The sequence below is a fragment of the Streptomyces sp. NPDC017246 genome, from assembly GCF_044331325.1.
GTDB lineage: Bacteria > Actinomycetota > Actinomycetes > Streptomycetales > Streptomycetaceae > Streptomyces.
This window is the reverse complement of sequence record NZ_JBIRMW010000004.1, coordinates 489,448-514,695: the sequence shown is the minus strand read 5'-3', so window position 1 is coordinate 514,695 and position 25,248 is coordinate 489,448. Positions and strand designations below refer to the sequence as shown.

The window sequence follows — 25,248 nt, the reverse complement described above, 5'->3', positions numbered from 1 at the left end:
CCAGTATCTGCCCCGGATCAGCTCCTGACGAGACGCCGCAGAGTCCGGCCCAGCCGGCGCGCGTACGCCCGCTGGAACAGCGGCACCACCGGGCCGCCGAGCCGGGTGTACCAGGCGGCGGGGCGGCTGAACGCGGTGACCGCGAACCGGACCGTGCCGTCCGGCTCCAGGTGGACGATGAAGGACTCCTCGCCGCACTCCGGATGTCCGGTGAGCGTGCCGTACGCGAAGCCGACGCGGTCGTCCTCGTACGCCGTCCAGATCACCGAGCAGGGGGCGCCGAGCCGGAGCGGGCCGATGCCCGCCGATATCTCGACTACGGTCCCGGCCTCGGCACGGTCGGTGTCGGCGAGGAGACGCGCCCCGGTGGCGCGGTGCATCCGCCAGGTGGTGACGGCGGCGCCGGCGGCCTCGAAGGCGGCACGGCCGTGGCCGACGACCGCGCTGTGCCGGAGGAGGTGGTAGCCCTCGGGGAGGGCCGCCGGGGTGCGGGTGGCGCCGACCTCGCGGTAGGTGAGGGCGGGGCGGGGGCGGTCGGGCCGGGACAGGCTGTTCAGGAGGCGGGTCATGCCGGGAGCTCCGTTCGCGGGCGAGCCGTGCGGTACGGGTTCTGGACGGGTGTCGAGGGTGCGGGCGCCGATGGGGTGGAGGGCGGTGGTCCGGATGCCGGCGGTGCGAGGGCCGGTGGTGCGGAGGCCGGTGGGCCCGGCGTCGGCGTCTCGGGTGGGGTGGAGCGTTCCGAGCGGAGACGGCGGTGGGCGAGCAGGGCGCAGACCGTGAAGCCGAGGGCGTTGCCCAGACCGTGGGTGGCGGCCGTCCAGGTCAGGTCGAGGTGGGGAAGACCGGTCGCCTCGCCGAGCGCCCAGCTCAGCGCGAGCAGCATGGTGACGAGGAGGACCAGGGCCGAGACGGCGAGCAGCCCGCGGGTGAGGCGGTCGGTCGCCGTCTCGCGGCGCTCGCGCAGGGTCAGGAGCGCGACCGCCGTCATGCCCGCCGTCAGGACGACGGCCCCGGCGAGCTCGGCCCAGTCGTCGACGAAGTAGCCGAGCAGCACGAGCAGGGTGCCCGCGGGGACGCTGAGCGCGGCGAAGCGGGCGGTGGGGCCGTCGGAGACACGGCAGAGGAGTCCGGCGACCAGGGCGGCGCCGAAGCCCGCGAAGTGGAAGTGCGGGACGGTCAGCGCCAGGATGTCCAGGTCGAAGCCGAAGAGCGGGTACGAGGCCCGTTCGGCGACGAGCGCGAGGCCGGCGACGGAGGGTGCGACCAGGGCGGTGAGGACGGCCACCTCGCCCGGCCGCGGGGAGCGGGTCAGGAACAGCCGGGCCGGGGCCTGGAGCGCGAGTGCCAGCGTGGCGAGGGCGTAGACGGCGGCGAGCGCGGCCGAGAGGCCGGAGCGGGGCAGCCACAGCGCCAGCGCGCCGGGGACTGCGAACAGCGGCCAGGCGCGCCGGAGCGGCTCCCAGCCCGGTGGCCGGGGGCCGTCGAGGAGCGCGAGCCCCGTCGGGACCACCCAGAACATGCCGAGCGTCACGACCGATCCCACCAGGACCGACAGCGCGGTCATATGCCACCACCCTCGACTTGAACGCGTTCAACTGGCGGGTCCGAGCGTAGGGCCTTTCTTGAACGCGTTCAAGTGGCATGTTCCCGCCGGTCTACCCGGTCGGCCGCCCTCCGCTTGCGGGGTCGTGCGCGCTGCGACAGACATGAGGGACTGGCCGGAACCGGGCGCCGTGGCCCGGGGGAGAGAAAGCGGGAGAACCAGGTGCGCTCAACCCCTCGCCGGACCCGGCGAACCCCCGCCGATTCCCGCGCTGCCGACCCCACGACCTCCGGTGCGACCGATCGCGCGACGTCCCGTGCGTCCCGGCCCACGACCTCCCGCACGTCCGGCCCCACCGCGACCCGGGCGCCCCACCGCGCCGCCGCCCGGACGATCCCGCGCGCCGCGGCCCGCTCGGCACTCGCGGCGCTCACCGCCTCGCTCCTGCTCGCCGGCTGCACCTCCGTCTGGGAGGGTTCCCGCGGCGGCTCCCAGCCGGCAGCCGCGGGATCGGCCCAGGACGTGTTCCTCCAGCCGATCGCCGCGCAGGGCCCGGACCCGTTCACCGCGTCCACGGCCCGGAGCACCGCGCGGGTGAACGCCCCGGGCCGGTCCGCGGACCCCGACGCCGAGCAGGTGCGCGAGGTCACCGGCTCCACCCCCGGGCTCTACGGCGGCACCCGTGCGGAGGGCAGCTGCGACGTCGAACGGCAGGTCTCGTACCTCGCGGCCGACCAGGACAGGACACGCGCCTTCGCCGAGGCCGCCGGCATCCCCGAGAGCCACGTCGGCGACTGGCTGCGGGGGATGACCCCGGTCGTCCTCCGCGCGGACACCAGGGTCACCAACCACGGCTACAGCCAGGGCCGGGCCAACGCCTTCCAGTCTGTCCTCCAGACCGGTACGGCGGTCCTCGTCGACCAGTACGGCTCCCCGCGCGTCCGCTGCGCCTGCGGCAACCCGCTCCGCACCCCGGCCGCCGCCCGGGACGGCGTCCACCAGGGCGAACCCTGGGACGGCTTCGACCCCGACCGGGTGATCGTCGTCCGGCCGACCACCACCGTCGTCACCAGCCTGGTCATCGTGAACGCCGCCGACCGCAGCTGGATCGAGCGGCGGACCGGCAGCGACGGCGGCGAGGACCGCAAGCCCGCCGTCGAGCCCGCCTGCGACCCGGACGAGTGCGCCCTGACCCGCTCCGCCACTCCCGACCCGGCCACCCCCGACACCGGCACGCGCGATCCGAGCGCCCCGGACCGCCGGACCTCCCCGGACACGTCCTCCCGTGCTCCCGTACCCCCGGCCCCGGAGGACTCGCCGCCGGTGAGCCCCGACGCCTCGGGGACCGGGGGCACCGGCACCGAGCCGACCCCGGGGGATCCCGACCCGTACCCCGTACCCGACACGGAGCCGTACCCCGACCCCCGCACGGACCCCGACCCCTATGCCCCGGGCGAGGCACCCACCGCTCCGGACGGCGGGCTGCCGCCCGAGCTCTTCCCGGCCGAGATGGTCCCGGACCGGCCCGAGACCTTCGAGGGATGAATCGGATCTTCATGGTGCGCACGGGCGGAGCTGCGCCTAGCGTGGCCCCATGAACGCGGGCAACGGGGGCGGGGAGGCGGTCGAGCGCCGCCGCGCGCCGGAAGAGCCGGCCGTCGGGTCGGGTAGCGAGCCGGCCGTCGGCCCGGGGAGCGAGCGGGTCGACGCGGCGCGGATCCTCGCCGACTTCGGCTCCGCCTTCCGGATGGGCGGCTTCGACTGGGACCTCACGGCCGGCACGATGCTCATGGACGAGGCCGCGCTCGACGTCTTCGACATCGACCGCGCGGAGTACGACGGCCGCCCCGAGTCCCTCAGCTCACGGGTCCTGCCCGACGAGGGCCGCCGCCTCGACACCCTGGTCGCCCAGGCCCTCAAGGAGGGCAGCGACGAGTACGGCGCGTACTTCCGCATCCGCCGCCGCGACGGCAGACATCAGTGGACCCACACCCAGGGACTCGTCCACCGCGACGACACCGGCCGCCCGGTGCGCATCGTCGGCGTCATCCGCGACGCCACCCACGAGCTCACCGAATCCGCCGCCAGGCTCGGCCTCGACGAGGGGCGGCGCCAGCGTGCCGGCGTCGTCGAGGGCACCACGGCGGCCCTCGCCTACGCGCGGACCGTCAAGGACGTCATCGACCTGCTCAACGACTCGCACGCGCTCGCACACTTCGGCGCCGCCAGTCTCGTCATGGGTCTCCTCGACGCCGGCCGCATCCATCTCGTCGCCGAGGGCCCCGAGGGCGCCTTCGTGCCGGGCACCCGGTTCACCCGGGTGGACGAGCCGTACCCGATGAGCGAGGTGATCCGCACCCTGCGGCCGCGGTTCATCGACTCGGCCCGGGACTTCGCCGACTCCTTCCCGGTGCTCTGGCCGCACATCAGGGGACTCGGCATCACCGCGGCCGCCTATCTGCCGCTCATCGCGCAGGCCCGGCCCATCGGCGCGCTCGGACTGCTCTACAGCGACAAGACCGGCTTCAGCGAGGACGAGCGCACCCTCCTCGTCGCCCTCGGCAGCAGCATCGCGCAGAGCCTCCAGCGGGCCATGCTCTACGAGCAGGAGCACGACCTCGCCGAGGGGCTCCAGCAGGCCATGCTGCCCCGGCGGATTCCCGAGGTGCCCGGCGCCCAGACCGCCGTCCGCTACCGCTCGGCCCGCCTCGGCCGGGACATCGGCGGCGACTGGTACGACATCATCCCGCTGCCCGGCGGACGGGTCGGCGCGGTCATCGGGGACGTCCAGGGCCATGACACCCATGCGGCGGCCGTCATGGGCCAGCTGAGGATCGTGCTGCGGGCGTACGCCGCCGAGGGGCACACCCCGGCCACGGTGATGGCCCGCGCCTCCGTCTTCCTCCACGAACTCGACACCGAACGGTTCGCCACCTGCACCTACGCCGAGGTCGACCTCGGCACCGGGGTCGTCCAGGTGGTGCGCGCCGGCCATGTCGACCCGCTGATCCGCGAGATCGACGGCCGCTGCCGCAGGGTCCCGGTGGAGGGCGGGCTGCCGCTCGGGCTCTCCGCGGAGTTCGGCCGGCTCGACTACCCGGTGACCACCCTGGAAGTGGACCCCGGGCAGACCCTGATGCTCTACACCGACGGCCTGGTCGAGAAGCCCGGCGCCGACCTCGACGAGGGCCTCCAGTGGCTCTCCGCCCTCGTCCGGCGCGGGCCCGCCGACCTCCAGGAGCTCGCCGACCATCTGTGCGAGGTGGTCGCGGACCGGGGCGGCGAGGACGACGTCGCCATCCTGCTGATGCGCCGCATGGGGGCGTCCGCCGGCCATGGCGCGGGCCGCTTCCAGCAGCATGTGGCCCAGAGCGACCCGGAGGCGCTGAGATCGGCCCGGCACATGATCAGGGCCGCCGTCCGGGCCTGGGGGGCCGAGGAGCGCGCGGACGAGATCGAGCTGGTCGCCGACGAGCTGATGACCAACGCGCTGATGCACACCGACGGCGGGGCGATCGTGACCCTCCGGATCCTCGGCGGGGCCGAACGGCGGCTCCGGGTCGAGGTGGAGGACCGGTCCAGCGCGCTGCCCCGGCGCCGCGAGGCCGGGGAGGCGGGGGTGTCCGGCCGCGGGCTGCTGCTCGTCGACCGGATCTCCGACGTGTGGGGCGTGGAGTCGCGGGGCGGCGGCAAGTGCGTGTGGTGCGAGTTCACCGTGGAGAGCTGAGCCCGTTACACGGATGTGGCACTGTTCACCGAAGAATGAGCCTGTTAACTGAGCGTGAACTGATCGTACTTGACCGTAACTGTCGGTACGCGATTCACTGCGTTCACCCGGCTCTTTGTGCAGGACGTGAGGACACCCGTGAGCAGCGAGCTACTGGCACCGCTAGACCTGGCCTTCTGGCACCTGGAATCCACCGCGCACCCCCTGCACCTCGGGGCACTCGCCCACTTCGGCCCCGTGCCCCCGGACGGCGGCCACGAGCCGCCCGACGTCCTCGCCCTGCTCGCCCGCCGCGCCGCCGCCGTCCCCCGGCTCCGGATGCGCGTCCGTGACGTCCTGCTCCCCGTCGGCGGCGCCGCCTGGAGCGCCGATCCGGACTTCGACGTGCTCCGCCACGTCCACGAGATCACCCTCCCCGGAGCCGACTTCCCCGCCGAGGCGGCCCGGCTCGCCGCCGAGCTCATGGAACGGCCCGTCGCCCGCGGTCTGCCGCCCTGGGAGATGTACCTGCTCAGCGGCGCCCCCGACGGCTCCTTCGCCGTCCTCGTCAAACTCCACCACGCCCTCGCCGACGGCATGCGGGCCGTCGCCATCGGCGCCGGGATCTTCGACGAGATCGCCGCGGGCCACCGCCCCGCCAGCCGCGCGCGTCCCGTACCCCCGCGCTCCTGGCTCCCCGGCCCCGGCCGGCTCCTCGGCATGGCCAGGGACCGGCTCGGCGACCTCGGCCGGGCCGTCGAGGTCGGCGCCTCCGTCGTCCGTGCCAGCCGTTTCGACGGGCGGCCCACCGCCGCACTCGCCGCCGAGTCCAGCGGAACCCGCCGGATCGCCACCGTGTCCCTGTCCCTCGACCGGGTCCACCGCGTCCGCCGCACCACCGGCGGCACCGCCAACGACGTCCTCCTCGCCGTCGTCGCCGGAGCGCTCCGCCGCTGGTTCGACGGACGCGGTCTGCCCCTCCCCGAAGCCGACCCCCGGGCCCTCGTCCCCGTCTCCCGGCGCCGCCCCGGCGCCCCGCCCGGCCCCGGCAACAGCCTCTCGGGCTACCTCCTCGACCTGCCCGTCACCGAGGCCGACCCCGCCGCACGGCTCGCCGCCGTGCGGAGCGCGATGGACCGCAACAAGACCGCCGGACCGTTCCGCGGCGCCGGGGCCGTCGCCCTCCTCGCCGACCAGCTGCCCCCGCTCGCCCACCGCTTCGGCGCCCCGTTCGCCGCGGGCGCCGCCCGGCTTCTCTTCGACCTCCTGGTCACCCAGGTGCCACTGCCCCGCTCCGCGCTCTCCCTCGGCGGCGCCCCGCTGCGCGCGCTCTTCCCCATGGCCCCGCTCGCCCGCGGTCAGTCCCTCGCCGTCGCCATGTCCCCGTACGGTGGCCGAGTCCACATCGGCCTCGTCGCCGACGGCGAGGCCGTACCCGACCTCGACGCGCTGGCCGCGGCGCTCACGGCGGAACTCGACCTCCTGGACCCGCCGGACACGCCGTAGCCCTCGCTGTCGTGCCGTCCAGGCCGGTGTGCCGTCCACCGTGCCGCCGCGATGTCGTCATGCCGCGCAGGTCGTGCCGGGGCGGACCTTCGTGAGATCGATCAGATACTGCTCGACCTTCCTGTCGACACAGGAATTGCGGCCGTAGCCGGTGTGGCCGGGGGAGTCGAAGGACAACAGCATGCCGCCGGGGAACTGGCGCGCCAGGCTCACGGCCTCCGCGTACGGCGTCGCCGGGTCGCCCGCCGTGCCCACGACGAGGACCGGCGGCACCCCCGCGGCCCGCACCCGGTGCGGGCGCTGGGGACCGGCCGGCCAGTCCCGGCAGACCAGCTCGTTCGTCACCCCGGTCGTGCCGTGGACGCCCGCCGCCCTGTCGGCCGGGGCGAGCGCGTCCCAGTAGGCACGGGCGTCGCGCGGGTGGGGGACGTCGAGGCAGTTGATCGCGATGAGGGCGGCCTCGCTGTTGTCCTCGGGCACGGCGGTCGCCGACTCCTCGGGGGCGGTTCCCGCGTCGGCATCGTCCGCCGTCTCGTCCGTGTGCCCCGAGTCCTCCGTGTCGCCCGAGCCGCCCCCGTCCTCTCCGTCCCCGCCGGTCTCCTCTCCGCCCGACGCCAGGGCCGCCAGCTTCGTACCGTCCCCGTCGTCCGCGGCGCGCAGCGCTTCGGACAAGGGCTCCCACTGGGCCTCCGGCGTGTACATCGACAGGCCGAGCGCGGAGACCAGGGTGGCGGCGTCGAGACCGGACGCGGAGCCCTCGACCGGCAGCGGCTCGCGCTGCGTCCGCTCGACGAGGCGGTCGATCAGCGCGCGTATCTCCTCGGGCGTCGCGCCGGGACAGGCGTCGCCGACGGTCTCGGCACAGGACGCGGCGTACTCCTCCACCGCCTTCCTGAACCCGGTGGACTGGCCGAGCACGCGCTGCCGCCAGTCGAGCGACGGATCGACCGCCCCGTCCAGGACCATCGCCCGTACGCGGCGGGGGAACCGCTCGGCGTACGAGGTGCCCAGGCTCGTGCCGTACGACCAGCCGACGTACGTCAGCCGGCGCTCGCCGAGTGCCGCCCGCAGCACGTCGAGGTCGCGGGCGGCGTCGTCCGTCCCCACGTGCGGGAGCAGCGGACCGCTGGCCTTCCGGCAGTCGGCGGCCATGGCCCGCGCCGCCGCGAGGGCGTCGGCACGCTCGGCCTCGGTGCGGGGGTGGAGGGGAGCGGCGGCCGGCGTCCCGCCCGGGTCGTCGGAGGCGGGCTCGGAGGGGCCCGGAGGGACACAGGTCAGGGCCGGCCTGCTCTCCCCGACGCCGCGCGGGTCGAAGGACACGATGTCGAACCGCTCGCGCACACCCCGGCCGATGTCGTCGGCGACGCCGTCCTGGATGAGCCGGACCCCGCGCTCACCGGGCCCTCCGGGGTTGAGGACGAGCGAGCCGACGCGCTTCCCCCGGGTCGCGGTGACGGCCTTCGCGACCGGCAGGACGAAGGTCTTGCCGTTGCCGGGGCGGGAGTAGTCCATCGGCACGGTGAGCGAGGCGCACCTGTGGTCGCCGCAGGGTTTCCAGACGAGCTTCTGGCCGTAGAAGCGCCGGAGGTCGGGACGGGCGGCGGGGTCGGCGGGCCCGGCCGAGGACCCCGGCCGCCCCTCTTCCGGGCCGGAGCCGGCGGTGCAGGCGACGAGTGAGGTGGCGCCGAGCACGGCGAGAGCGAGAGCGAGGGCCCGACGGCGGCGGGTGGGGGCGGTGATCACGAGGTACTCCCGGGGATGGACGGTCCAGGGAAGGATCACGCGCGCATGCTGAGGATTTCCTGAGGCGGCCCGGCCCGGCCCGGCGGCTCGGCTCGGCTCGGCTCGGTGGCCCGGCCCGGCCCGGCCCGGCTCGGCGTCTCGGCCCGGCTCGGTGGCCCGGCCCGGTGCGGTCCGTCGTCCCGGTTCCGTCCGCCACGGGGTCGGCGCTCGGTTCGGCCCGCCGGTCCGGTTCAGTCCGGTGTCGGCAGCTTCAGTACGAACCTGGCGCCTTCGGCGTCCCCCCGGCCCGCCGTGAGCGTCCCCCCGAGGGCGTGTGCCACCCAGGAGGCGATCGACAGACCGAGACCGGTCGACCCCGATCCGCTGCGGAAGCGTTCGAACAGGTCGGCCGCGACCTCCGGCGGCAGGCCGGGACCCGCGTCCTCGACCGTCAGCGTGCCGTCCCGGGTCACCGTGATCCGCACGTCCGCCGGGACGCCCGGCGCGTGGCCGTGGGTGAGGGCGTTGCCCAGCAGGTTGCCGACGGCCCGGCGTACCAGGTCGGGGTCCGCGACCACGACCGTGTCCTCGGCGTCGACCCGGACCCGATGGCCCTCCGTGGGCGCCTCGTCGACGACCGCCTCCACCAGCTGGTCCAGACGCAGCGGCTGACGCGCCACCGTGGCCGTACCGGACATCAGCCGGGCCCGGGTGAGCAGCCCGTCGACCAGCCGCCCCATGCCCTCCGCCAGGCGCAGCGTGCGCCGGTGCACGTCCGTGCTGTCCGTCTCGCCCCGCAGCGCCGTCTCCGCGAGCGTCCGGAGCGAGGCGGCCGGGGTCCGCAGATCGTGCGCCGCGTCCGCGAGAAACGCCTCCTGGCGGCCGAGCGCGGTGAGCGCGGGCCGGACCGCCCGTCCGGACAGGATGTGCCCGACGGCCGCCGACAGCAGGACGAGCAGCGCGCAGCCGCCGGTCACCCGCCACACGAGCCGGCGGTGGTCGTCCTGCTGGGCCGTCACGTCGGCCAGGGTGACCAGGACGCCCTGCGGCTCGTCGCCGTCCACCGCCTCCGGCGGGTAGAAGGGCAGCGCGAACACCCGTACCGGCCCGCCGCCGGTCGTGCTCCGGTCGAAGGCCCGGGGCTCCCCGGACCGCGCCGCCGCACGACCGGCCTCCATGACCACGCCGGAGCTCACCGTCAGGCACGGCGCGGCCGGTGTGTGCTGGACGGTCAGGTCACCCGCGGGGTCCGGGACATCCGGGTCGTCACCTCCGCCGGTGCCCGGGGCGTCCCGCCGGCCGTCGCCGGCGACGAGGAGCACGGTCAGCGGCGGGCAGCCGGTGTTCACGGTGTCCGCCATGACGTCCGTGGCCAGCCGCCCGTTCTCGTCGGTCTCCAGGAGGCCGAGGGCCCAGCTGGTGTCCACGTCCATCGAATGGTCGAGCTGCTCCCGCCAGCGCGCGCTGTCGCCGCGCACGGCGAACACGGCCATCGCGATCAGCCCCACGGCGCTGGTCAGCGCGAACAGCAGACTGATGCGGCGCCGCAGCCTCAGCACCCGCGCCGTCGGCGCCCCCGGGGCCGAGGCGGGAAGCGGCCGGAACCTCACCGGGTGCCGTCGGGCGCGAGCCGGTAGCCGATGCCGCGCACGGTGTGGATCAGGGGCGGGTCTCCGAGCTTGCGGCGGAGCTGGGAGACGAGCACCTCCAGGACGTTGGACTGCGGCTCGGCCATCTCGTCCCAGCAGCTCTCGATCAGCTCGGCGCGCGGGACCGCCTGGTCGGCGCGGGCGGCGAGGACCTCAAGGACCGCGAACTCCCTGGTGGTGAGGGTGAGGAGCACCCCGGCCCGGCGGACGAGCCGGCGGGCGGTGTCGATCTCCAGATCGCCGACGTGGTGCACCGGCGGGCGGACGACCGCGGAGCGACGGCACAGACTGCGCACCCGGGCCACCAGTTCGGGCACGGCGAAGGGCTTGACCAGGTAGTCGTCGCCGCCGCTCGCGAAGCCCTCGACCCGGTCCGCCACCGTGTCGCGCGCGGTCAGGAACAGCACGGGCACGTCGCGTCCGCCCCGCCGCAGTGCTTCGACGAAGGCGGCGGCGTCGCCGGAGGGCAGCATCCGGTCGAAGACCGCGCAGTCGTACGCGGTGACGAACAGGGCCTCGTCGGCCCGGGGCAGGTCGGCGGCCTCGTCGACGGCGAGCCCGGCGGCCCGCAGAGCGGCGGCCACCCCGAACCGGAGGTCTTCGTCGTCCTCGACGAGCAGTACGCGCACGCCGCCCACCCTAATCGCCGCTCCGGCGCCGCTCGCGACGCCTGGCGCGCGACCCCGTCGGCCGTGCGGCAGGGTGGAACCATGCCCGAACTCCCCGAGGTGGAAGCGCTCCGCGCGTTCCTCGACACGCACCTGGTGGGCAAGGAGATCGCCCGCGTACTGCCCGTGGCGATCAGCGTCCTCAAGACGTACGACCCGCCGCTGAGCGCCGTCGAGGGCGCCGAGGTCACCGCGGTCGGGCGCCACGGGAAGTTCCTGGACCTCACCACCACCGGCGCCGCGGGCGAGCTCCACCTGCTCTTCCATCTGGCGCGCGCGGGCTGGCTCCGCTGGCAGGACCCGCTGCCCTCGGGCCCGCCCAAGCCCGGCAGGGGCCCGCTGGCCCTGCGGACCGCGCTCACCGGCGGCGACGGCTTCGACCTCACCGAGGCGGGCACCACCAAACGCCTCGCCGTCCACCTCGTCCACGACCCCCGGGAGGTCCCGGGCGTCGCGCGGCTCGGCCCCGACCCGCTAGCCGAGGACTTCGGCCCCGAGGAGTTCGCGGCGCTGCTCGCCGGCGAACGACGCCAGATCAAGGGCGCCCTGCGCGACCAGAGCCTCATCGCGGGCATCGGCAACGCGTACAGCGACGAGATCCTGCACGCCGCGAGGATGTCCCCCTTCAAGCCCACCCAGAACCTCACCCCGGAGGAGACCGACGCCCTCTACACGGCGATGCGGACCACCCTCCACGAGGCCGTCGAACGCTCCCACGGTCTCGCCGCGGGCCGGCTCAAGGCCGAGAAGAAGAGCGGCCTCCGGGTCCACGGCCGCACCGGCGAGCCCTGCCCGGTGTGCGGGGACACCATCCGCGAGGTCTCCTTCAGCGACTCCTCCCTCCAGTACTGCCCCACCTGCCAGACCGGCGGCAAGCCGCTCGCCGACCGCCGCCTCTCGAAGCTCCTCAAGTAGCTCTCCGGGCCGGGGAGGCGTCGAGGACGCCCGTTACACTCCGCCGCATGCTGCGCGTACTGGCCGTCGACGACGAGGAACCCGCCCTCGGGGAGCTGCTCTACCTGCTGCGCGCCGACCCCCGCGTCCGCAGCGCCGAGGGCGCGGGCGACGCCACCGCCGCGCTCCGCAGGATCGGGCGCGCGCTGGAGGCCGGGCCGGACGGCGGCGACGCGATCGACGTCGTCTTCCTCGACATCCACATGCCCGGCCTCACCGGTCTCGACGTGGCCCGGCTCCTCGCCGGATTCGCCAGGCCGCCGCTCGTCGTCTTCGTCACCGCCCACGAGGGCTTCGCGCTCCAGGCCTTCGACCTGAAGGCGGTCGACTACGTCCTGAAGCCCGTCCGCCGCGAGCGGCTCGCCGAGGCCGTCCGCCGTGTCCACGACCTGGTGCACGCGGCCGCCGCTCCCGCTCCTGCCGCGTCCGCCGTACCCACCGTCCCCGAGCAGATCCCCGTCGAGCTCGGCGGGGTCACCCGGTTCGTCTCCGTCGACGACATCGCGTACGTGGAGGCCCACGGCGACTACGCCCGCCTGCACACCGACCACGGCAGCCATCTCGTCCGCATCCCGCTGTCCACCCTGGAGGAGCGGTGGGCCGCGCGGGGCTTCGTCCGGATCCACCGCAGCCATCTCGTGGCCCTGGCCCGGATCGACGAGCTGCGGCTCGACGGCGGCGCCACCTCGGTGCGGGTCGGGGACACGGACCTGGCGGTCAGCCGCCGGCACGCCCGCCCGCTGCGGGACCTGCTGATGCGGCGCGCCGGGGGCTGACCGCAGCTCTTCCGTCCGCCCCTACCGCGGGTGCTCCCACCTGCGTAGACTCCACGCGTCCCGGGCCCGATGGCCGCCACTTCCGACGGAGGCGGACGCCGATGTCCGAGCAGCACCCTCCCCAGGCCTCCGGCCGGGGGGACCCGCAGCGCAGACCCCGCCGCGAGACCGTCACCTACGCCTCCGCCCACGGCGCCGACGGCGTGCCGGGCCCCGCCCGACGGCAGCCCGTCCACCCGCCGGCCCGCTCCGAGATCGACGAGCAGACGACGCTCGGCCACACCTACGTGCGCTCCCTGATGCGCAGCCAGCTGCGCGCCGCCCTCACCGCGCTCGGTGCCCTCGCCCTGCTCGTCGGCTCCCTGCCGCTGCTCCTCGCCCTGCCCGCCCCCGAGATCTACGTCTGGGTCGTCCTCGGCGTCGGGGTGTACCCCGTCGTCTGGGGCATCGCCCACTGGTACGTGCGCCGCGCCGAACGCAACGAGCGCGACTTCACCGGCCTGGTCGAACGCTGAGCCGCCCCGCGTGAACCAGACCCATGCCGTCGCCGCCGTGACCGCCGTCGTCCTCGCCACGGTCCTCATAGGCGCCCTCGGGCTGCGGATCTCCCGGACGACCTCCGACTTCTACGTCGCCTCGCGCACGGTCGGGCCGGGCCTCAACGCCGCCGCGATCAGCGGCGAATACCTCTCCGCCGCCTCCTTCCTCGGCATCGCCGGACTCGTCCTCGTCCAGGGCCCCGCCATGCTCTGGTACCCGGTCGGCTACACCGCCGGATACCTCGTCCTGCTGGTCCTCGTCGCCGCCCCGCTGCGCCGCTCCGGGGCGTACACCCTCTCCGACTTCGCCGAGGCCCGGCTCGAATCCCCGCAGGCGCGCCGGCTCGCCAGCCTGTTCGTCGTCGGCATCGGCTGGCTCTACCTGCTGCCGCAGCTCCAGGGCGCCGGGCTCACCCTGGAGATCCTCACCGGCGCCCCCGACTGGGTGGGCGGACTGCTCGTCGCCCTCGTCGTCACGGGAACCGTCGCCGCGGGCGGGATGCGCAGCATCACCTTCGTCCAGGCCTTCCAGTACTGGCTGAAGCTCACCGCCCTGCTCGTCCCCGTCCTCTTCATGCTCGCCGCCTGGTACGGGGACGGGGCGCCCCGGGCCCGCTTCGACGCCCCGGCCGTCCTGCGCGGTCACACCGTCGTCACGGTCGCCGACACCGTCCGGATCGGTCTCGACGAGCCGCTCACCGTCACCGTCACCGGCAGCGTCGACGCCGTCCCGTACGAGCGGCGGACCGTGACTCTCGCCCCGGGCATCCATCACGTCCTCGGCGGCACCACGCTCGCCTTCGCCCCGGGTGCCGAGCTTCCCGAGCGGGTCGCCAGCGGCACCGACCCGCTCGGCTGGTCCCAGCCGCTGGCGGGCGGCCGCGACGGGCACCAGCTGTACGCCACGTACGGGCTGATCCTGGCGACCTTCCTCGGCACCATGGGACTGCCGCATGTCGCCGTCCGCTTCTACACCAGTCCGCACGGCCGCGCCGCCCGCCGCACCACGCTCGTGGTGCTCGGACTCGTCGGCGCCTTCTACCTGTTGCCGCCGCTCTACGGGGCCCTCGGCCGGATCTACGCCCCCGAACTCGCCCTCACCGGCTCCGCCGACGCCGCCGTCCTCGTCCTGCCCGACCGGATCCTCGGCGGACTCCTCGGGGACCTCCTCGGGGCACTCCTCGCGGGCGGGGCCTTCGCCGCCTTCCTCTCCACGGCCTCCGGACTCACCATGTCCGTCGCCGGGGTCCTCACCCAGGACGTGCTGCCGTCCCGGGGCGTACGGCACTTCCGTCTCGCGACCCTGCTCGCCACCGCCGTCCCGCTCGCCGTCGGGGTGGTCGCCTCGAAGGTGCCGGTCGCCGACGCGGTCGGTCTCGCCTTCGCCGTCTCCGCCTCCTCCTTCTGTCCGTTGCTCGTCCTCGGCATCTGGTGGCGGCGGCTCACCCCGCCGGGCGCCATGGCCGGGCTGCTGCTCGGCGGGGGTTCCGCCCTCGTCGCCGTGATGGCGACCCGGGCCGGGCTCGCCCCCGAGGGCTGGCCGCACACCCTGATGGCCTGGCCGGCCGTCTGGTCGGTCCCGCTCGGTTTCCTCACCATGGTCCTCGGCTCGCTGGCCACGCCCGGCCGGGTCCCGCCCGGCACCCGGGCGCTCCTCGCACGCCTCCATCTGCCGGAGGAAGTCACCGGCCTGCCGGGGGAGGTCACCGGCCCGCCGGGGGAGAGCACTTCCGTCGGGAGGAACACCGGTGCCCTCCCCGCTCCCGCCCCGGAGGTACGCCGATGAGCGGCATCGCCCTCGCCGCCGCGGCAGCCGCCGGGGCCGTACTGCTCGCCGCGGGCTTCGTCCTGGGGCGGTTCGCCGCCCGGCGCGGTGGCCGTGCCGCCGACCCCGATCTCGGGACGCCCGTCGAACGGGCCACCTTCCACACCCTCCACACCGCCTCGCTCGCCGCGCCGCCGCTGCGCGCCGGACTCACCGAGGAGACCGCCCGCAAGGCGGCCGGCACCCTCCGCTCGCTGCTCGGCACGGAGGCCCTCTGCCTCACCGACCGGGGCGCGGTCCTCGCCTGGGACGGACCGGGAGAGGACCATCACCGCGCGCACGTCCCGGAGCAGGCCGCCGAGACCCTGGAGACCGGCCGCAGCCGGTCCGCGCCCACCGGCTGCGCCGACCCGGCATGCCCGCTGCGCTGGGCGGTGATCGCCCCGCTCACCGGCGAGGACGGGGTGCTGGGCGCGCTCGTCGCCTACGGTTCGCGGGAGTCGGCCGTCCTGGTGCGGGCCGCGACCGAGGTGGCCCGGTGGTCCTCCGTCCAGCTGGAGCTGGCCGAACTCGACCGCTCCCGGACCCGGATCGTGGAGGCCGAGATCCGCGCGCTGCGCGCCCAGATCTCCCCGCACTTCATCTTCAACTCCCTCGCCGCCATAGCCTCGTTCGTCCGCACCGACCCCGAGCGGGCCCGGGAACTCCTTCTGGAATTCGCCGACTTCACCCGGTACTCCTTTCGCAGGCACGGGGAGTTCGCCCAGCTCGCCGACGAACTGCGTGCCATCGAGCAGTACTTGGCGCTCGCCGGGGCCCGCTTCGGGGACCGGCTGAAGGTACGGCTGCAGATCGCACCCGAGGTGCTGCCGGTGACGCTGCCCTTCCTCTGCCTGCAGCCCCTCGTGGAGAACGCCGTGAAGCACGGGCTGGAGGACCGGGAGCGCGGCTGCCGGGTCACCATAGCGGCCCGCGACGCGGGCGCCGAGGCCGTGGTGACGGTCGAGGACGACGGCATCGGCATGGACCCCGAGCTGCTGCGCGCGGTCCTGCGGGGAGAGCACCCCGCCGGCTCCGGCATCGGCCTGTCCAACGTGGACGAGCGGCTGCGCCAGGTGTACGGGACGGAGTACGGGCTCGTCATCGAGACCGGGGTCGGCGCGGGGATGAAGGTGACGGTACGCGTCCCCAAGTACCGCCAGGGAGTGCATCGTTCGCCGCCGTGACCGCCCGTGGGCCGTTCAGCGCAGATGCAGCGACAGATGGGCGAGCGGCAGTCCCAGCTTCCAGGCGGGCAGCCAGATCTGCTCGTCCTCGTCGACCGGCGATCCGGTGCCGTCCTCGGTCCGGCCGTCGAGGTCGGCGGCGCGGACCCAGGTGTCCCGCAGACGCCGCCAGGCCGTCTCGGCGAGCGCCAGGTCCGGGCTGTCGCCGCCGGCCGCGCGCCGGGCGGCCAGCCGCTCCTCGATCCAGGGCGGCCAGGGCCGGTCGTAGGCCGTGTGCCGCAGCCACTCGTCGATCCGGCCGGCGGACCGCCCGGCGGCCGGTCCGTCCGGTTCCTCGGAGAGGTGGACGGTGAGGGTGAGGGCCTGGAGGCCGGCCCGGTACTCCAGTGAGCCGGGTGCCACGAGCGCGGCGGCCCGCAGCACCTCGTCGGCCAGGTACTCGGCGCACAGCCAGGCCATCGGGACGGCGAGGCCGCCGCCACTCGTGCCGCCGGCGCCGTTCGTGCTCTCGGGGCGCAACGCTCCCACCTTCTCCCGGACATCGGGGACCCGGACATGTGGGGACCCGGGGGAGAGCTTCCTCCGAGAAGGGCGCCCGCGGGTCCCGCTTTGCTCAACTCGCCCGTGTGGTTTCGGATACGTTTCCCGGCCGGATAGGTGCCGGTGGGATTCCTGATACCAGGGGAGGCGTACGGGGCGGGGGAGGTGTTTCCGGGGGAACCGGCCGACAGGGAGAGGGGTCTCCCGGCAGGCGGTCGGGCGGCAGGCGGTCGGGCGGGCAGGCGGCCGGGCGGCGCGGGGCTCAGCCGAGCAGCGCGTACACCGCGGTCGCGTGGGCCGCGGTCTCCTCCGAGCCCTCGGCCGTCATGGTGATGTCGGCGAAGGCCATCCGCTTTCCCGCCTTGGTGAGCCGGGCCCGCACCAGGACGTCGGAGCCGACGACCGCCCGCTGGAAGCTGATGGACTGCTGGACGGTGGTCATCGGTACGAAGCCGCCCCGCGCCGCGGCGACCGCGATCACCGTCGCGGTGTCGGCGGCGGCCATCAGGGCCTGGCCGGAGAGGCCGCCGCCCTCCCGGGCGAGCCGGTCCGACCACGGGAGCCGGAGCACGGCCTCGTGGCCGTCGACGGAGGCGACGGAGAGTCCCAGATCGAGGACCCAGGGGGCGAAGTTGTCGGCGAGGATCTTTTCGGCGGCGGCGAGTGTCAGCGTCACGGCGTCATTGTGGGGCCGTGACGCGTGGCCGGGCAACGGCCGTGCGGGGCGGCCGGTAGCCGGGCAGCGACCGGCCGAGCTGGCGCAGCGCGTAGTGCGAGCGGGACTTGACGGTCCCGGCGGGGATGCCGAGTTCGACGGCGGCCTCGTTGACGGTCAGACCGTGGAAGTAGAGCCGGACGAGCACGGCGCGGTGCTCGGGGCTCAGCTCGCGGACGGCCGCCCGTACGTCGAGCGCGGCCTCGGCCGAGGCGGTGGGGTCGGCGGGGTCGGGCGTCACCGCGAGGACGCCGTCGCCGATCTCCGCGGGCCGGGCGAGCCGCGAGCGCCGGGCGTCGATGGCGAGACGGCGGGCCACGGTGAAGAGCCAGGGGCGCATCGACGTGTAGGGGCCGTCGAAGGCCTCGGGGTGCTGCCAGGCCCGTACCAGGGTCTCCTGGGCCAGGTCCTCGGCCCGCTGCCGGTCCCCGTAGGTGAGCCCGAGCAGGAAGGAGAGGAGCGCGGGACCGTGGTCCCGCTGGAGCTTCTCGAGGGTCCGTTCGTCGGTGGTCGCCGTGGTCATGCTCCCCGCCTCTCCCGCGTCGTCGTCCGGGGCGTATACGAACGCATCCGGGCGGCGAGGGACAGGGAACGGACATCGGTCTGCGACGAACGGTCGCACCGAGCGGCGAATGGTACGGCGAGCGGTCGTACGGCGATCAGCCGGAGTCGTTGCGTCCGTTTCAGCGGGGTTCATGACTTTCCGCGGCCTTGACCCTTGACTGCGGCTTTCCCGCGAGATGAATTCGTGTGAACAAATGTTCATCACATGAATCGGGCGGAGTGCCGTACATGACCTCACGCACCAGACCCGCGGGCGTGATGGCGCTCGCCGCCGTCCTGCTCGCCGCGGCGACCGGCTGCACCGGCGGGAGCGAGGCGAGTGGACCGGCCGGAGGTTCCCCCACCCCCGAGGCCACCACCGGACCACCGGGGTCCGCACACCCCGCCGCCCCGTCCGCCGCACCCGGCGGGGCCTCCGCGCCCGCCGGATTCACCCTCGTCGCCTCCGGCGACGTCCTCCCGCACGACTCGATCATCCGCCGCGCCGCGCAGGACGCCGGAGGCGACGGCTACGACTTCGCCCCCATGCTGTCCGGGGTGAAGTCCGTCGTCTCCGCGGCGGACGTGGCCATCTGCCACATGGAGACCGTGTACGGAAGGGACGGCGGGCCCTACACCGGATACCCCGCCTTCAAGTCCCCGCCCGAGGTCGCCGCCGCCCTGAAGGCCACCGGATACGACTCCTGCTCCACCGCCTCCAACCACACCCTCGACGACGGCGCCGCGGGCCTCGCCCGCACCCTCGACGCCCTGGACAAGGCCGGTGTCCGCCACGCCGGATCGGCCCGTACCGCCGAAGAGGCGTCGACGCCCACCCTGCTCACGGCGGGGGGCGCCACGGTGGCCCAGCTCGCCTACACGTACGGCACCAACGGCTATCCGCTGCCCGAGGGGCAGCCCTGGGCGGTGCGGCTGCTCGACGAGCGGAAGGTCCTCGCCGACGCCCGCGCCGCCCGCGCGGCCGGCGCCGACGTGGTCGTGGTCAGCGTCCACTGGGGCAGCGAGTGGCAGACCGCACCCGACGCGCGGCAGCTCTCCCTCGGCCGTGCGCTCACCGCGTCGAAGACCGGCGGCCGCCCCGACATCGATCTGATCATCGGCACCCACGCCCATGTCCCGCAGGCCTACGAGAAGGTCAACGGCACCTGGATCGTCTACGGGATGGGCGACCAGATCGCCGGGGACATGATCAACCACGAGGGAGCCTTCGACCCCCGCGGCAACGAGGGCGGCATCGGCCGCTTCACCTTCGGCCCGCCCCGGACGCCCGGCGGACGCTGGGAGGTCACCAAGGCCGAGTTCGTCCCCCAGTGGTTCGACACCGCCCGGGGCAGGGTGGTCAACCTCGGCGCGGCCGACGGCTCCGGTCCGCGCCACGGCGACATCCGCGAGGCCATCCGGCAGGTGGTCCTCAGCCGGGGCGCCGACCGGGACGGCCTGGTGATGGGCAAGTAGCCCGCGACCCGCCGAGGGGGCCGGTCACGGTACGACGGTGACCGGCCAGCGGCCCGCCTTCACGAGCCGGACGGCCACCGAACCCATGAACCGGTGGCCGGCCGACTCGGAGGCGCCCACCACCACGGCGTCCGCCGTCAGTTCCTCCGCGGCCTGCACCAGGCCCGCGTAGGCATCGCCCCGGAAGGTGTGGAACTCCCAGCGCATCCGCCAGAGGTCCTTCACCCGCTCGGCCGACGCGCGGATCTCCGCGACCAGTTCCTCGGCGATCTCCTCGGTGGTCCCGACGGTCGGCGCGCCCATGGCGGCCCCCGCCGGGAGCAACGGCTGGACGTACACGAGCGCGAGCAGCGCGTTCTGCCGCCGGGCGAGTCCGGCCGCGTACGCCGTCGCGCGCAGCGACGACGCGGAACCGTCGACCCCCGCCATGATCACTTTCGGGCCGTCGGTACCGCGCTCGAACCGGCCGGGCTGCTGTTCGCTCACGCTTCGAGGCTATCCGCTCATCGGGTGCATTCGGACAGGTGGTCGGTGTCGATGAGCCACGCGGGCCCTCATCCGTATGAACCATTAGTCATGAAAAAGGATCAGATGACCAGTGGGCGTCGGGCGGTGCTGCGACTCGCCGCCGCTCTCGGGGCCACGGCCACCGTCGGAGTCCTCGCGACGGACCGGCTCGCCGGGCCCGGGCATGGCGCCGACGCCGCACCCCCGGGCCCGCCCCACGGCGGCACCGCCGGAGCGGCGGGCCCCCAGGCGCAGGCCGCCCGGCCGCGGCCGAGTTCCTACCGGCTCCAGCCGATGACCGCGTACGCGCCCCCGGCTTTCCGGCGTGCCGTGCCGCCGGTGCGGCAGCGGCCCTTCCTCAGCATGTCCGGAGTCGGCCGGTCGATGGTGCTGAGCTTCGACGACGGCCCGGACCCCCGCTACACCCCGGCCATCCTGGAGACCCTGCGCCGCCACGACTGCCGGGCCATGTTCTTCGTCTGCGGCGAGATGGCCGTCGAGAACCCGGACCTCCTGCGGGAGATGGCCGACGACGGGCATGTGGTCGGGAACCACTCCTGGTCCCATCCGCTCATCACCAAGCTGCGGCCCTCCCGGATCCGCGACGAACTCGGCTCCACCAGCGAGGTCGTCGAACGGACCCTCGGCGCGGCCCCGCTCTGGTACCGCGCGCCCTACGGGGCCTGGAACCGGCACTCGTTCGAGATCGGGGCCGAACTCGGCATGGAGCCGCTCGCCTGGACCGTGGACACGCTCGACTGGAAGGAACCCGGCACCGGCACCATCGTCCGCAGGGTCCTCGACGGCGCCGCCCCGGGCGCGGTCGTCCTCTCCCACGACGCCGGCGGCGACCGGGGCCAGAGCGTCGCCGCCCTCCGCCGCTATCTGCCCGAACTCCTCGACGCCGGCTACCACATCACCGTGCCCCGGCGCTGACCGCCCGGGTGCGCGGAAGGGCCCCGGCACCTCCTGGCGCCGGGGCCCTTCCGCGGTCCTGCCGCCCGCAATGCGCCGCCCGCCGCCTAGCGGGTGGCGACCATGCGCGCGTACACGACGACGTTCCCGTCGTAGCCACGCGCGCGCGTGTAGCCGCCGCCGCAGGTGATGACCCGCAGCTCGGGCTCACCGGTGTCGGCGTACACCTGCACGCCGGGGAAGTTGTCCTTCGAGTACACCTCGAGCCCGTAGATCTCGAAGACCGCGACCCGGCCGTCGTAGCGCTCGACCTCGATGTGCTGGCCCTTCTCCAGGGAGCCCAGGCCGTAGAAGACCGCGGGGCCCTGTGCGTTGTCCACATGGCCGACGACGACCGCGGTGCCGCGCTGGCCGGGGGAGATGCCGTTCTGGTACCAGCCGGCCAGGTTGGCGTCCTGGGGCGGCGGGGCCGCCACCCAGCCGTCCGGGTCCAGGCCCACGTCCATGACCGGGGCCGCGACCTGGATCGCCGGGATCTTGATCCGGGAGGCCGGGGCGAAGGGCAACGGCTCCAGACCCTCGGTCGCCCCGTCCGGCGGGGCGACGGGGCGCGCCGCCGGACGGGCCGCCGCGGCGGGCTGCGGAGGCCCGAGCGCGACGTCCGCTCCGTTGCGCATCATCGCGATCCCGGACAGCATGGCGAGGGCCAGGACGCCCCAGGGTCGGCGTCTCCTGCGTTCGAAGACGCGGAAGTCCTTCGGGGGCATGGTTCTCCCTTCGTGGCGTCGTCAGAACGGTAAGCGGGACCTGACGGACCGTCGCGCCGAGCGGTGCGAACGGGTGGGGGCCGCCGCCGGACGGGTGCCGGAGCCCGGTGCGGACACGGGCGGCGTGCGGGGTGGGGGCCTACCGGGAGCGAGGGCCGTCGCCCTCCGGAGCGCGTGCGGCGCGTGCGGCGCGTGCGGTCGGGCTCCCGGGAGCGCATGCGGTGGGGAGCGCACCCCGGGCGGCGGGGCGCCGACAGGTGGGTGACACGGGGCTGACCCATCCGAGTAATCGTCAGATAAGCAGCCCACTCGGCTCTGACCTGCGGTTCTAGCCCCTGCGAGACCCTGATCCCGGGCGTGTCGCCGCACCGTGTGGACCAGTGCCGAAGTGCACAGCCCGCCCCGACTTGTGATGGTTCGTCATGGAAGGCGTACTCGTCGAAACTCCCGGAGCACCGCTTTGGGGCGTCTTCCACTGGAGGTTCAACCATGCGTGCTGCACGCACTCTGGCGGTGACCGCCACCGCGATCGCGGCGGTCGGCCTTGCGGCCCCCCTCGCCGCCGCCACCTACGGTCCGGGCAACGTGCTCAGCGGTGGCTCGAACAACACCCCGAGCAACGTCACCGTCAGCCCCTTCGAGGTCCACCCCGGGTCGACGCTCACGATCACCGCCAGGGGTTGCAACCGCGGCGGCACGGTCACGTCCAACGCCTTCCCGGACACCACCCTCTCGGGCGGCAACGGCGTCTCCACCGCCGTCGCCCGCGTCTACAACAACGCCACTCCCGGCAACTACAACCTGGCCGTCAGGTGCAACGGCGGCTCCTCCGTGGTCACGGAGCCGTTCCGGGTCCTCCCGGGCCGCGGCGCCCAGGGCGGTCTCGGCGGTTCGCTGGCTCCCAGCTCCACCGAGATGGCCGTCGGCGGCAGCCTGGTCGCCGCGGCCGCGCTCGGCGGCGGTCTCTTCATCGTCCGTCGCCGCCGTATGACCGGTGCGGGCGTCTGACCGGTCGAACCTCCCGGTCGGCCCCGCTCCGCCCGTCGCCCCCGAGTCCCTGCCGGGACCCGGGGGCGACGGGCGTCCGCGGACGCCCGGCACCGAACCGGCCACGACGGCCGCTCAGTGACGACGGGCCGCGCCGGAGCGGCGACGCACCACGTACACGCCGCCGACTGCCGCGGCGAGCACGAGCGCACCGCCGGCGGCCAGTTCGAGCGGCTCGACGCCGCCCATCGAACCGCCGAGACCGCCCTGCACACCCCGCGGGGGAGTGAGGATGGTGGAGCTGATCGTCGGGGCGGCGGTGGGCGTGCCGCTGATCGTCAGGGTCACGGTGTCCTGGATTCCGCCGGTGCAGTTGAACGACACCGTGTAGACGGCGCCGCGCCGTGCGTCCAGGTCCACGGTGGCGAGGGCCGCCGAGCCCGGTGCGATGGTGACGGTGTCGAAGATGCCGGCCGAGGCCGTCGCCGTGCTGGCGCAGCCGGGGGCGCTGAGCGTCACCCGGCCGCCCGGGGCGACGAGCGAGGGCGACACGACGAAATCGCCCGGTGCCTTGGCCCGTGCTGCCCGCGGGTTCGGTGCGGGAGCGCCGTCAGCCGCGACGGCGGCGGGGGCGGCCAGGGCGAGGGCGGCCGCCCCCAGCAGGGCAGTGGACGCGGCACGTATCGCGCGCATGGTGAATCCTCCGGGTCCCGAGGGGCAGCCGCAGAAGGGGGTTTCCGCGAAAGACCGTGCGTACACCTCGATGCCGGACACGCTAGGAGCGCACTATCACAGCCGCGATCCCAGACGTGCGAATGGGGCACGGATGTCCCTCGACCGGCCCACACGGCCGTGTCGCCTCACGGTGTGAGCTGCGGGAACAGGTCGATGAACGGCGCGGCGGTGGCGGAGATGCCCCGGCCGAACGGGGCGTCGAAATCCCAGATGAGGAACAGCAGGAACGCGATCAGCACACTGAAGAGCCCGGCGAGCAGCAGCTCCCGCCCGGTTCTGCGGATCTGCAGGGTGAAGATCAGGCCGACCGTGACCAGGGCGCCGATGATCAGGCCGAACCACACCACGCCCGGCATCGTCGCCCCCGCGTTCTGCCCCCGGGCCCCCCGGGCGTCGTCGGCGGCCGCCACCTGGTCCACCAACGGCTGGTAGGCCTGCCCCTCGAAGTCGTTGGCCGGCCGGTAGTCGGTGACGCTGCGCCGCACCCGCTCCAGGAGCGCGGTGCCCTCCTCGCTCAGCTCGCCCTCCTCGGCCATGTGCGTCCACTCGTCGTCGACCACGAACGTGACGTACGCGTCGACGTCCGCGCGGATGCGGTCGCGGACCTGCTGCGGGTACACCTCGGCGCGGGCCGAGATCTCGTGCATCGCCTGTGCCTCCTGCCGCACGGTCTCCTGGGCGGCCCCGCGGGCCTCCCAGACGCCCGCGATGGCCAGGCCGAGGACGATCGCGTAGATCACGCCGATCATCATCGTCATGTACTCGATGACGTCCGGGGTCTCGCTCGGATCGTCGTCCTCGGGGATCCGGCGGTTGTTGATGACGACGATGGTGAGGACGACGGCGCACGCGGCGGCCATCGCAAGGGTGAGAACAAGCCATTCAGACATGGATTCCTCTTGCGGGAGTCAGCGGGAGTCAGCGGGAGCCGGCGGGACGAAGGGGTCGACGGAGCCGACGGGGCGGCGGGTCACTTGGACCGGGGGCGCAGGATCGCCGTCGCGAGCACGGCGGGCGCCGTGATCATGAGGGTCGCGGTGACGATCGAGGTGCCGCTCTTCCGCTCGGTGTGCGTGGCACGGCGGTAGTGGGGCAGCGCCACGGGGCCTGGCGCGGGGGGCCTGGGGCGCACGGTGGGCGGAGGCGTCGGGCTCGGGCTCGGCGGAGGCGGCGGAGGCGGCGCGGGAGCGGGCGCCGGCGGCCTCGTGGTCGGAGCCGCGGGCGGCGGCGGCTCCGGGCGCGGTGCCGGCCTGGCGGCCGGTGGCTTCGGCACGGGCCGGGGCGGGAGAGGCGTGGGCGGAGGCGGCTTCGGTGAGGGCGTCGGGGACGGGGACGGCGGTTCGGGCGTAGGCGTCGGCGTGGGCGAAGGCGTGGGCGTCGGCTCGGGTGTGGGGGACGGGCACGGCGGGGGCGGCTCGGTGGGGCAGGGCTTCGGGTGGTGGTGATGGCCGTGCCCGTCGCCCTTTCCCTTGCCGTGGCCCTTCCCGTGACCCTTGCCCTTCCCTGAACTGCCGTCGCCGTCGCCGCCGTCGCCGCCGTCGTGGCCGGTGCCGTCGTCGTGGCCGTCGCCGGCGATCGCCACCGCGACGTGGGAACCGCCCGGGCCGGTCGAGGCGTAGGCGCAGGCGTCCGCGGCGGCGGGCACCGGGGTGGCGAGCAGCCACACCAGTCCGAGGGCCGCCAGCGGCCGCGCGAGGAGTGATCCGTACAGAGACACGCCGTCGAGCTTGATCACATACGCGCCGCGCCGGGGCGGAATCGCGTGGGATTCGCCGGATGGAGGGGATCTCCGGAGGTGCTGGTTTGACGTTTCGCCTCGCACGGCGCCGGAAGCGGCGCAATGCCGGGTATCGCGGCACCCGCGAAGGCGGAGAAGACGGCCGACTCGGCGCGTTCCGGCCTTCGGCTCGATATCTGTCCGGTTGTCGCCCTGTCGGACAGGGGGGTCAACGGGGCATCCTGCACCGGCGACCAGGCCCCGACGGCGGCAACGACCGAGGTACGGGCGG

General features: G+C 74.6%; 23 protein-coding genes and 1 pseudogene. 11 read left to right on the top strand and 13 right to left on the bottom strand.

Going from position 1 to position 25,248, the window contains the following annotated elements; genetic code table 11:
- Positions 1–17: 17 nt before the first annotated feature.
- On the bottom strand, positions 18–569 hold the full coding sequence (locus tag ACH4MY_RS12970) for a DUF1990 family protein (RefSeq protein WP_398001621.1): 552 nt from the start codon (positions 567–569) through the stop codon (positions 18–20).
- Positions 570–724: 155 nt separating this feature from the next.
- Positions 725–1,555, bottom strand: a pseudogene (locus ACH4MY_RS12965) (YndJ family protein); the annotation flags it as partial.
- Between the two features lie 210 nt (positions 1,556–1,765).
- Here ACH4MY_RS12965 and ACH4MY_RS12960 point away from each other — a divergent pair.
- From ACH4MY_RS12960 to ACH4MY_RS12950, 3 genes are all read left to right on the top strand, one after another.
- The gene (locus ACH4MY_RS12960; protein WP_398001618.1) at positions 1,766–3,088 is read left to right on the top strand and encodes a DUF6777 domain-containing protein; all 1,323 of its coding nucleotides are present in this window, start codon (positions 1,766–1,768) and stop codon (positions 3,086–3,088) included.
- Positions 3,089–3,137: 49 nt separating this feature from the next.
- The gene (locus ACH4MY_RS12955; protein WP_398001616.1) at positions 3,138–5,270 is read left to right on the top strand and encodes a SpoIIE family protein phosphatase; all 2,133 of its coding nucleotides are present in this window, start codon (positions 3,138–3,140) and stop codon (positions 5,268–5,270) included.
- A 138-nt stretch (positions 5,271–5,408) separates the two neighbouring features.
- Positions 5,409–6,755 (top strand): wax ester/triacylglycerol synthase family O-acyltransferase, encoded by a 1,347-nt coding sequence (locus ACH4MY_RS12950; protein WP_398001613.1) that lies wholly within the window; start codon positions 5,409–5,411, stop codon positions 6,753–6,755.
- 57 nt (positions 6,756–6,812) lie between these two features.
- Here the strand turns inward: ACH4MY_RS12950 and ACH4MY_RS12945 are convergent, their stop codons facing one another.
- The 3 genes from ACH4MY_RS12945 to ACH4MY_RS12935 all read right to left on the bottom strand — a co-directional run bounded on the left by ACH4MY_RS12945 (position 6,813) and on the right by ACH4MY_RS12935 (position 10,755).
- Positions 6,813–8,537: an alpha/beta hydrolase gene (locus ACH4MY_RS12945; protein WP_398001611.1), complete on the bottom strand. Its 1,725-nt coding sequence runs from the start codon at positions 8,535–8,537 to the stop codon at positions 6,813–6,815.
- A 191-nt stretch (positions 8,538–8,728) separates the two neighbouring features.
- The gene (locus tag ACH4MY_RS12940; RefSeq protein ID WP_398001608.1) at positions 8,729–10,087 is read right to left on the bottom strand and encodes a sensor histidine kinase; all 1,359 of its coding nucleotides are present in this window, start codon (positions 10,085–10,087) and stop codon (positions 8,729–8,731) included.
- The gene (locus ACH4MY_RS12935; protein WP_398001607.1) at positions 10,084–10,755 is read right to left on the bottom strand and encodes a response regulator transcription factor; all 672 of its coding nucleotides are present in this window, start codon (positions 10,753–10,755) and stop codon (positions 10,084–10,086) included. The genes ACH4MY_RS12940 and ACH4MY_RS12935 overlap by 4 nt, the downstream gene beginning before the upstream one ends.
- An 81-nt stretch (positions 10,756–10,836) precedes the next feature.
- Here ACH4MY_RS12935 and ACH4MY_RS12930 point away from each other — a divergent pair, with 81 nt between their 5' ends.
- The 5 genes from ACH4MY_RS12930 to ACH4MY_RS12910 all read left to right on the top strand — a co-directional run bounded on the left by ACH4MY_RS12930 (position 10,837) and on the right by ACH4MY_RS12910 (position 16,054).
- Entirely contained in the window at positions 10,837–11,709 is an 873-nt protein-coding gene (locus tag ACH4MY_RS12930; protein WP_398001605.1) for an Fpg/Nei family DNA glycosylase, read from the top strand.
- Positions 11,710–11,756: 47 nt separating this feature from the next.
- Positions 11,757–12,524: a LytR/AlgR family response regulator transcription factor gene (locus tag ACH4MY_RS12925; RefSeq protein WP_398001602.1), complete on the top strand. Its 768-nt coding sequence runs from the start codon at positions 11,757–11,759 to the stop codon at positions 12,522–12,524.
- Between the two features lie 101 nt (positions 12,525–12,625).
- Positions 12,626–13,039 (top strand): hypothetical protein, encoded by a 414-nt coding sequence (locus ACH4MY_RS12920; protein WP_398001599.1) that lies wholly within the window; start codon positions 12,626–12,628, stop codon positions 13,037–13,039.
- Positions 13,040–13,049: 10 nt separating this feature from the next.
- Positions 13,050–14,849 carry a cation acetate symporter gene (locus ACH4MY_RS12915; RefSeq protein ID WP_398001596.1) on the top strand — a complete coding sequence of 600 codons (1,800 nt, stop codon included), beginning with the start codon at positions 13,050–13,052 and terminating at the stop codon, positions 14,847–14,849.
- Positions 14,846–16,054, top strand: a complete 1,209-nt coding sequence (locus ACH4MY_RS12910) for a histidine kinase (protein WP_398001593.1) — start codon at positions 14,846–14,848, stop codon at positions 16,052–16,054. The genes ACH4MY_RS12915 and ACH4MY_RS12910 overlap by 4 nt, the downstream gene beginning before the upstream one ends.
- Positions 16,055–16,069: 15 nt before the next feature.
- On the opposite strand, the gene ACH4MY_RS12905 is transcribed toward ACH4MY_RS12910, so the two are convergent.
- From ACH4MY_RS12905 to ACH4MY_RS12895, 3 genes are all read right to left on the bottom strand, one after another.
- The gene (locus ACH4MY_RS12905; protein ID WP_398001590.1) at positions 16,070–16,582 is read right to left on the bottom strand and encodes a hypothetical protein; all 513 of its coding nucleotides are present in this window, start codon (positions 16,580–16,582) and stop codon (positions 16,070–16,072) included.
- Positions 16,583–16,856: 274 nt separating this feature from the next.
- Complete coding sequence (locus tag ACH4MY_RS12900) at positions 16,857–17,270, bottom strand: PaaI family thioesterase (RefSeq protein ID WP_398001588.1); 414 nt, start codon at positions 17,268–17,270, stop codon at positions 16,857–16,859.
- 4 nt (positions 17,271–17,274) lie between these two features.
- A complete protein-coding gene (locus ACH4MY_RS12895; protein ID WP_398001586.1) occupies positions 17,275–17,832 on the bottom strand; it encodes a sigma-70 family RNA polymerase sigma factor in 558 nt (185 codons plus the stop codon).
- A gap of 269 nt (positions 17,833–18,101) precedes the next feature.
- Between ACH4MY_RS12895 and ACH4MY_RS12890 the strand changes: the two genes are divergently transcribed.
- Positions 18,102–19,328 (top strand): CapA family protein, encoded by a 1,227-nt coding sequence (locus tag ACH4MY_RS12890; protein ID WP_398001584.1) that lies wholly within the window; start codon positions 18,102–18,104, stop codon positions 19,326–19,328.
- Between the two features lie 24 nt (positions 19,329–19,352).
- Here ACH4MY_RS12890 and ACH4MY_RS12885 read toward each other — a convergent pair whose 3' ends face one another.
- Positions 19,353–19,814, bottom strand: a complete 462-nt coding sequence (locus ACH4MY_RS12885; protein WP_398001583.1) for a universal stress protein — start codon at positions 19,812–19,814, stop codon at positions 19,353–19,355.
- A 105-nt stretch (positions 19,815–19,919) separates the two neighbouring features.
- On the opposite strand from ACH4MY_RS12885, the gene ACH4MY_RS12880 reads away from it, so the two are divergent.
- Positions 19,920–20,771 (top strand): polysaccharide deacetylase family protein, encoded by an 852-nt coding sequence (locus tag ACH4MY_RS12880; RefSeq protein WP_398001580.1) that lies wholly within the window; start codon positions 19,920–19,922, stop codon positions 20,769–20,771.
- Between the two features lie 86 nt (positions 20,772–20,857).
- Here the strand turns inward: ACH4MY_RS12880 and ACH4MY_RS12875 are convergent, their stop codons facing one another.
- The gene (locus tag ACH4MY_RS12875) at positions 20,858–21,517 is read right to left on the bottom strand and encodes a class F sortase (protein ID WP_398001577.1); all 660 of its coding nucleotides are present in this window, start codon (positions 21,515–21,517) and stop codon (positions 20,858–20,860) included.
- Between the two features lie 489 nt (positions 21,518–22,006).
- On the opposite strand from ACH4MY_RS12875, the gene ACH4MY_RS12870 reads away from it, so the two are divergent.
- Positions 22,007–22,525 (top strand): hypothetical protein, encoded by a 519-nt coding sequence (locus ACH4MY_RS12870; RefSeq protein WP_398001574.1) that lies wholly within the window; start codon positions 22,007–22,009, stop codon positions 22,523–22,525.
- 114 nt (positions 22,526–22,639) lie between these two features.
- Here ACH4MY_RS12870 and ACH4MY_RS12865 read toward each other — a convergent pair whose 3' ends face one another.
- The 3 genes from ACH4MY_RS12865 to ACH4MY_RS12855 all read right to left on the bottom strand — a co-directional run bounded on the left by ACH4MY_RS12865 (position 22,640) and on the right by ACH4MY_RS12855 (position 24,956).
- Entirely contained in the window at positions 22,640–23,197 is a 558-nt protein-coding gene (locus ACH4MY_RS12865; protein ID WP_398001572.1) for a hypothetical protein, read from the bottom strand.
- A gap of 167 nt (positions 23,198–23,364) precedes the next feature.
- Positions 23,365–24,129 (bottom strand): hypothetical protein, encoded by a 765-nt coding sequence (locus ACH4MY_RS12860; RefSeq protein WP_398001569.1) that lies wholly within the window; start codon positions 24,127–24,129, stop codon positions 23,365–23,367.
- An 80-nt stretch (positions 24,130–24,209) separates the two neighbouring features.
- A complete protein-coding gene (locus ACH4MY_RS12855; protein ID WP_398001566.1) occupies positions 24,210–24,956 on the bottom strand; it encodes a hypothetical protein in 747 nt (248 codons plus the stop codon).
- Positions 24,957–25,248 lie beyond the last annotated feature (292 nt).

Bases quoted from the DNA above. Each gene is read 5' to 3' on its own strand.
- ACH4MY_RS12970 (WP_398001621.1), bottom strand. From the start codon at position 569: ATGACCCGCCTCCTGAACAGCCTGTCCCGGCCCGACCGCCCCCGCCCC.
- ACH4MY_RS12955 (WP_398001616.1), top strand. From the start codon at position 3,138: ATGAACGCGGGCAACGGGGGCGGGGAGGCGGTCGAGCGCCGCCGCGCG.
- ACH4MY_RS12930 (WP_398001605.1), top strand. From the start codon at position 10,837: ATGCCCGAACTCCCCGAGGTGGAAGCGCTCCGCGCGTTCCTCGACACG.
- ACH4MY_RS12925 (WP_398001602.1), top strand. From the start codon at position 11,757: ATGCTGCGCGTACTGGCCGTCGACGACGAGGAACCCGCCCTCGGGGAG.
- ACH4MY_RS12920 (WP_398001599.1), top strand. From the start codon at position 12,626: ATGTCCGAGCAGCACCCTCCCCAGGCCTCCGGCCGGGGGGACCCGCAG.
- ACH4MY_RS12910 (WP_398001593.1), top strand. From the start codon at position 14,846: ATGAGCGGCATCGCCCTCGCCGCCGCGGCAGCCGCCGGGGCCGTACTG.
- ACH4MY_RS12895 (WP_398001586.1), bottom strand. From the start codon at position 17,832: ATGACCACGGCGACCACCGACGAACGGACCCTCGAGAAGCTCCAGCGG.
- ACH4MY_RS12890 (WP_398001584.1), top strand. From the start codon at position 18,102: ATGACCTCACGCACCAGACCCGCGGGCGTGATGGCGCTCGCCGCCGTC.
- ACH4MY_RS12880 (WP_398001580.1), top strand. From the start codon at position 19,920: ATGACCAGTGGGCGTCGGGCGGTGCTGCGACTCGCCGCCGCTCTCGGG.
- ACH4MY_RS12875 (WP_398001577.1), bottom strand. From the start codon at position 21,517: ATGCCCCCGAAGGACTTCCGCGTCTTCGAACGCAGGAGACGCCGACCC.
- ACH4MY_RS12870 (WP_398001574.1), top strand. From the start codon at position 22,007: ATGCGTGCTGCACGCACTCTGGCGGTGACCGCCACCGCGATCGCGGCG.
- ACH4MY_RS12865 (WP_398001572.1), bottom strand. From the start codon at position 23,197: ATGCGCGCGATACGTGCCGCGTCCACTGCCCTGCTGGGGGCGGCCGCC.
- ACH4MY_RS12860 (WP_398001569.1), bottom strand. From the start codon at position 24,129: ATGTCTGAATGGCTTGTTCTCACCCTTGCGATGGCCGCCGCGTGCGCC.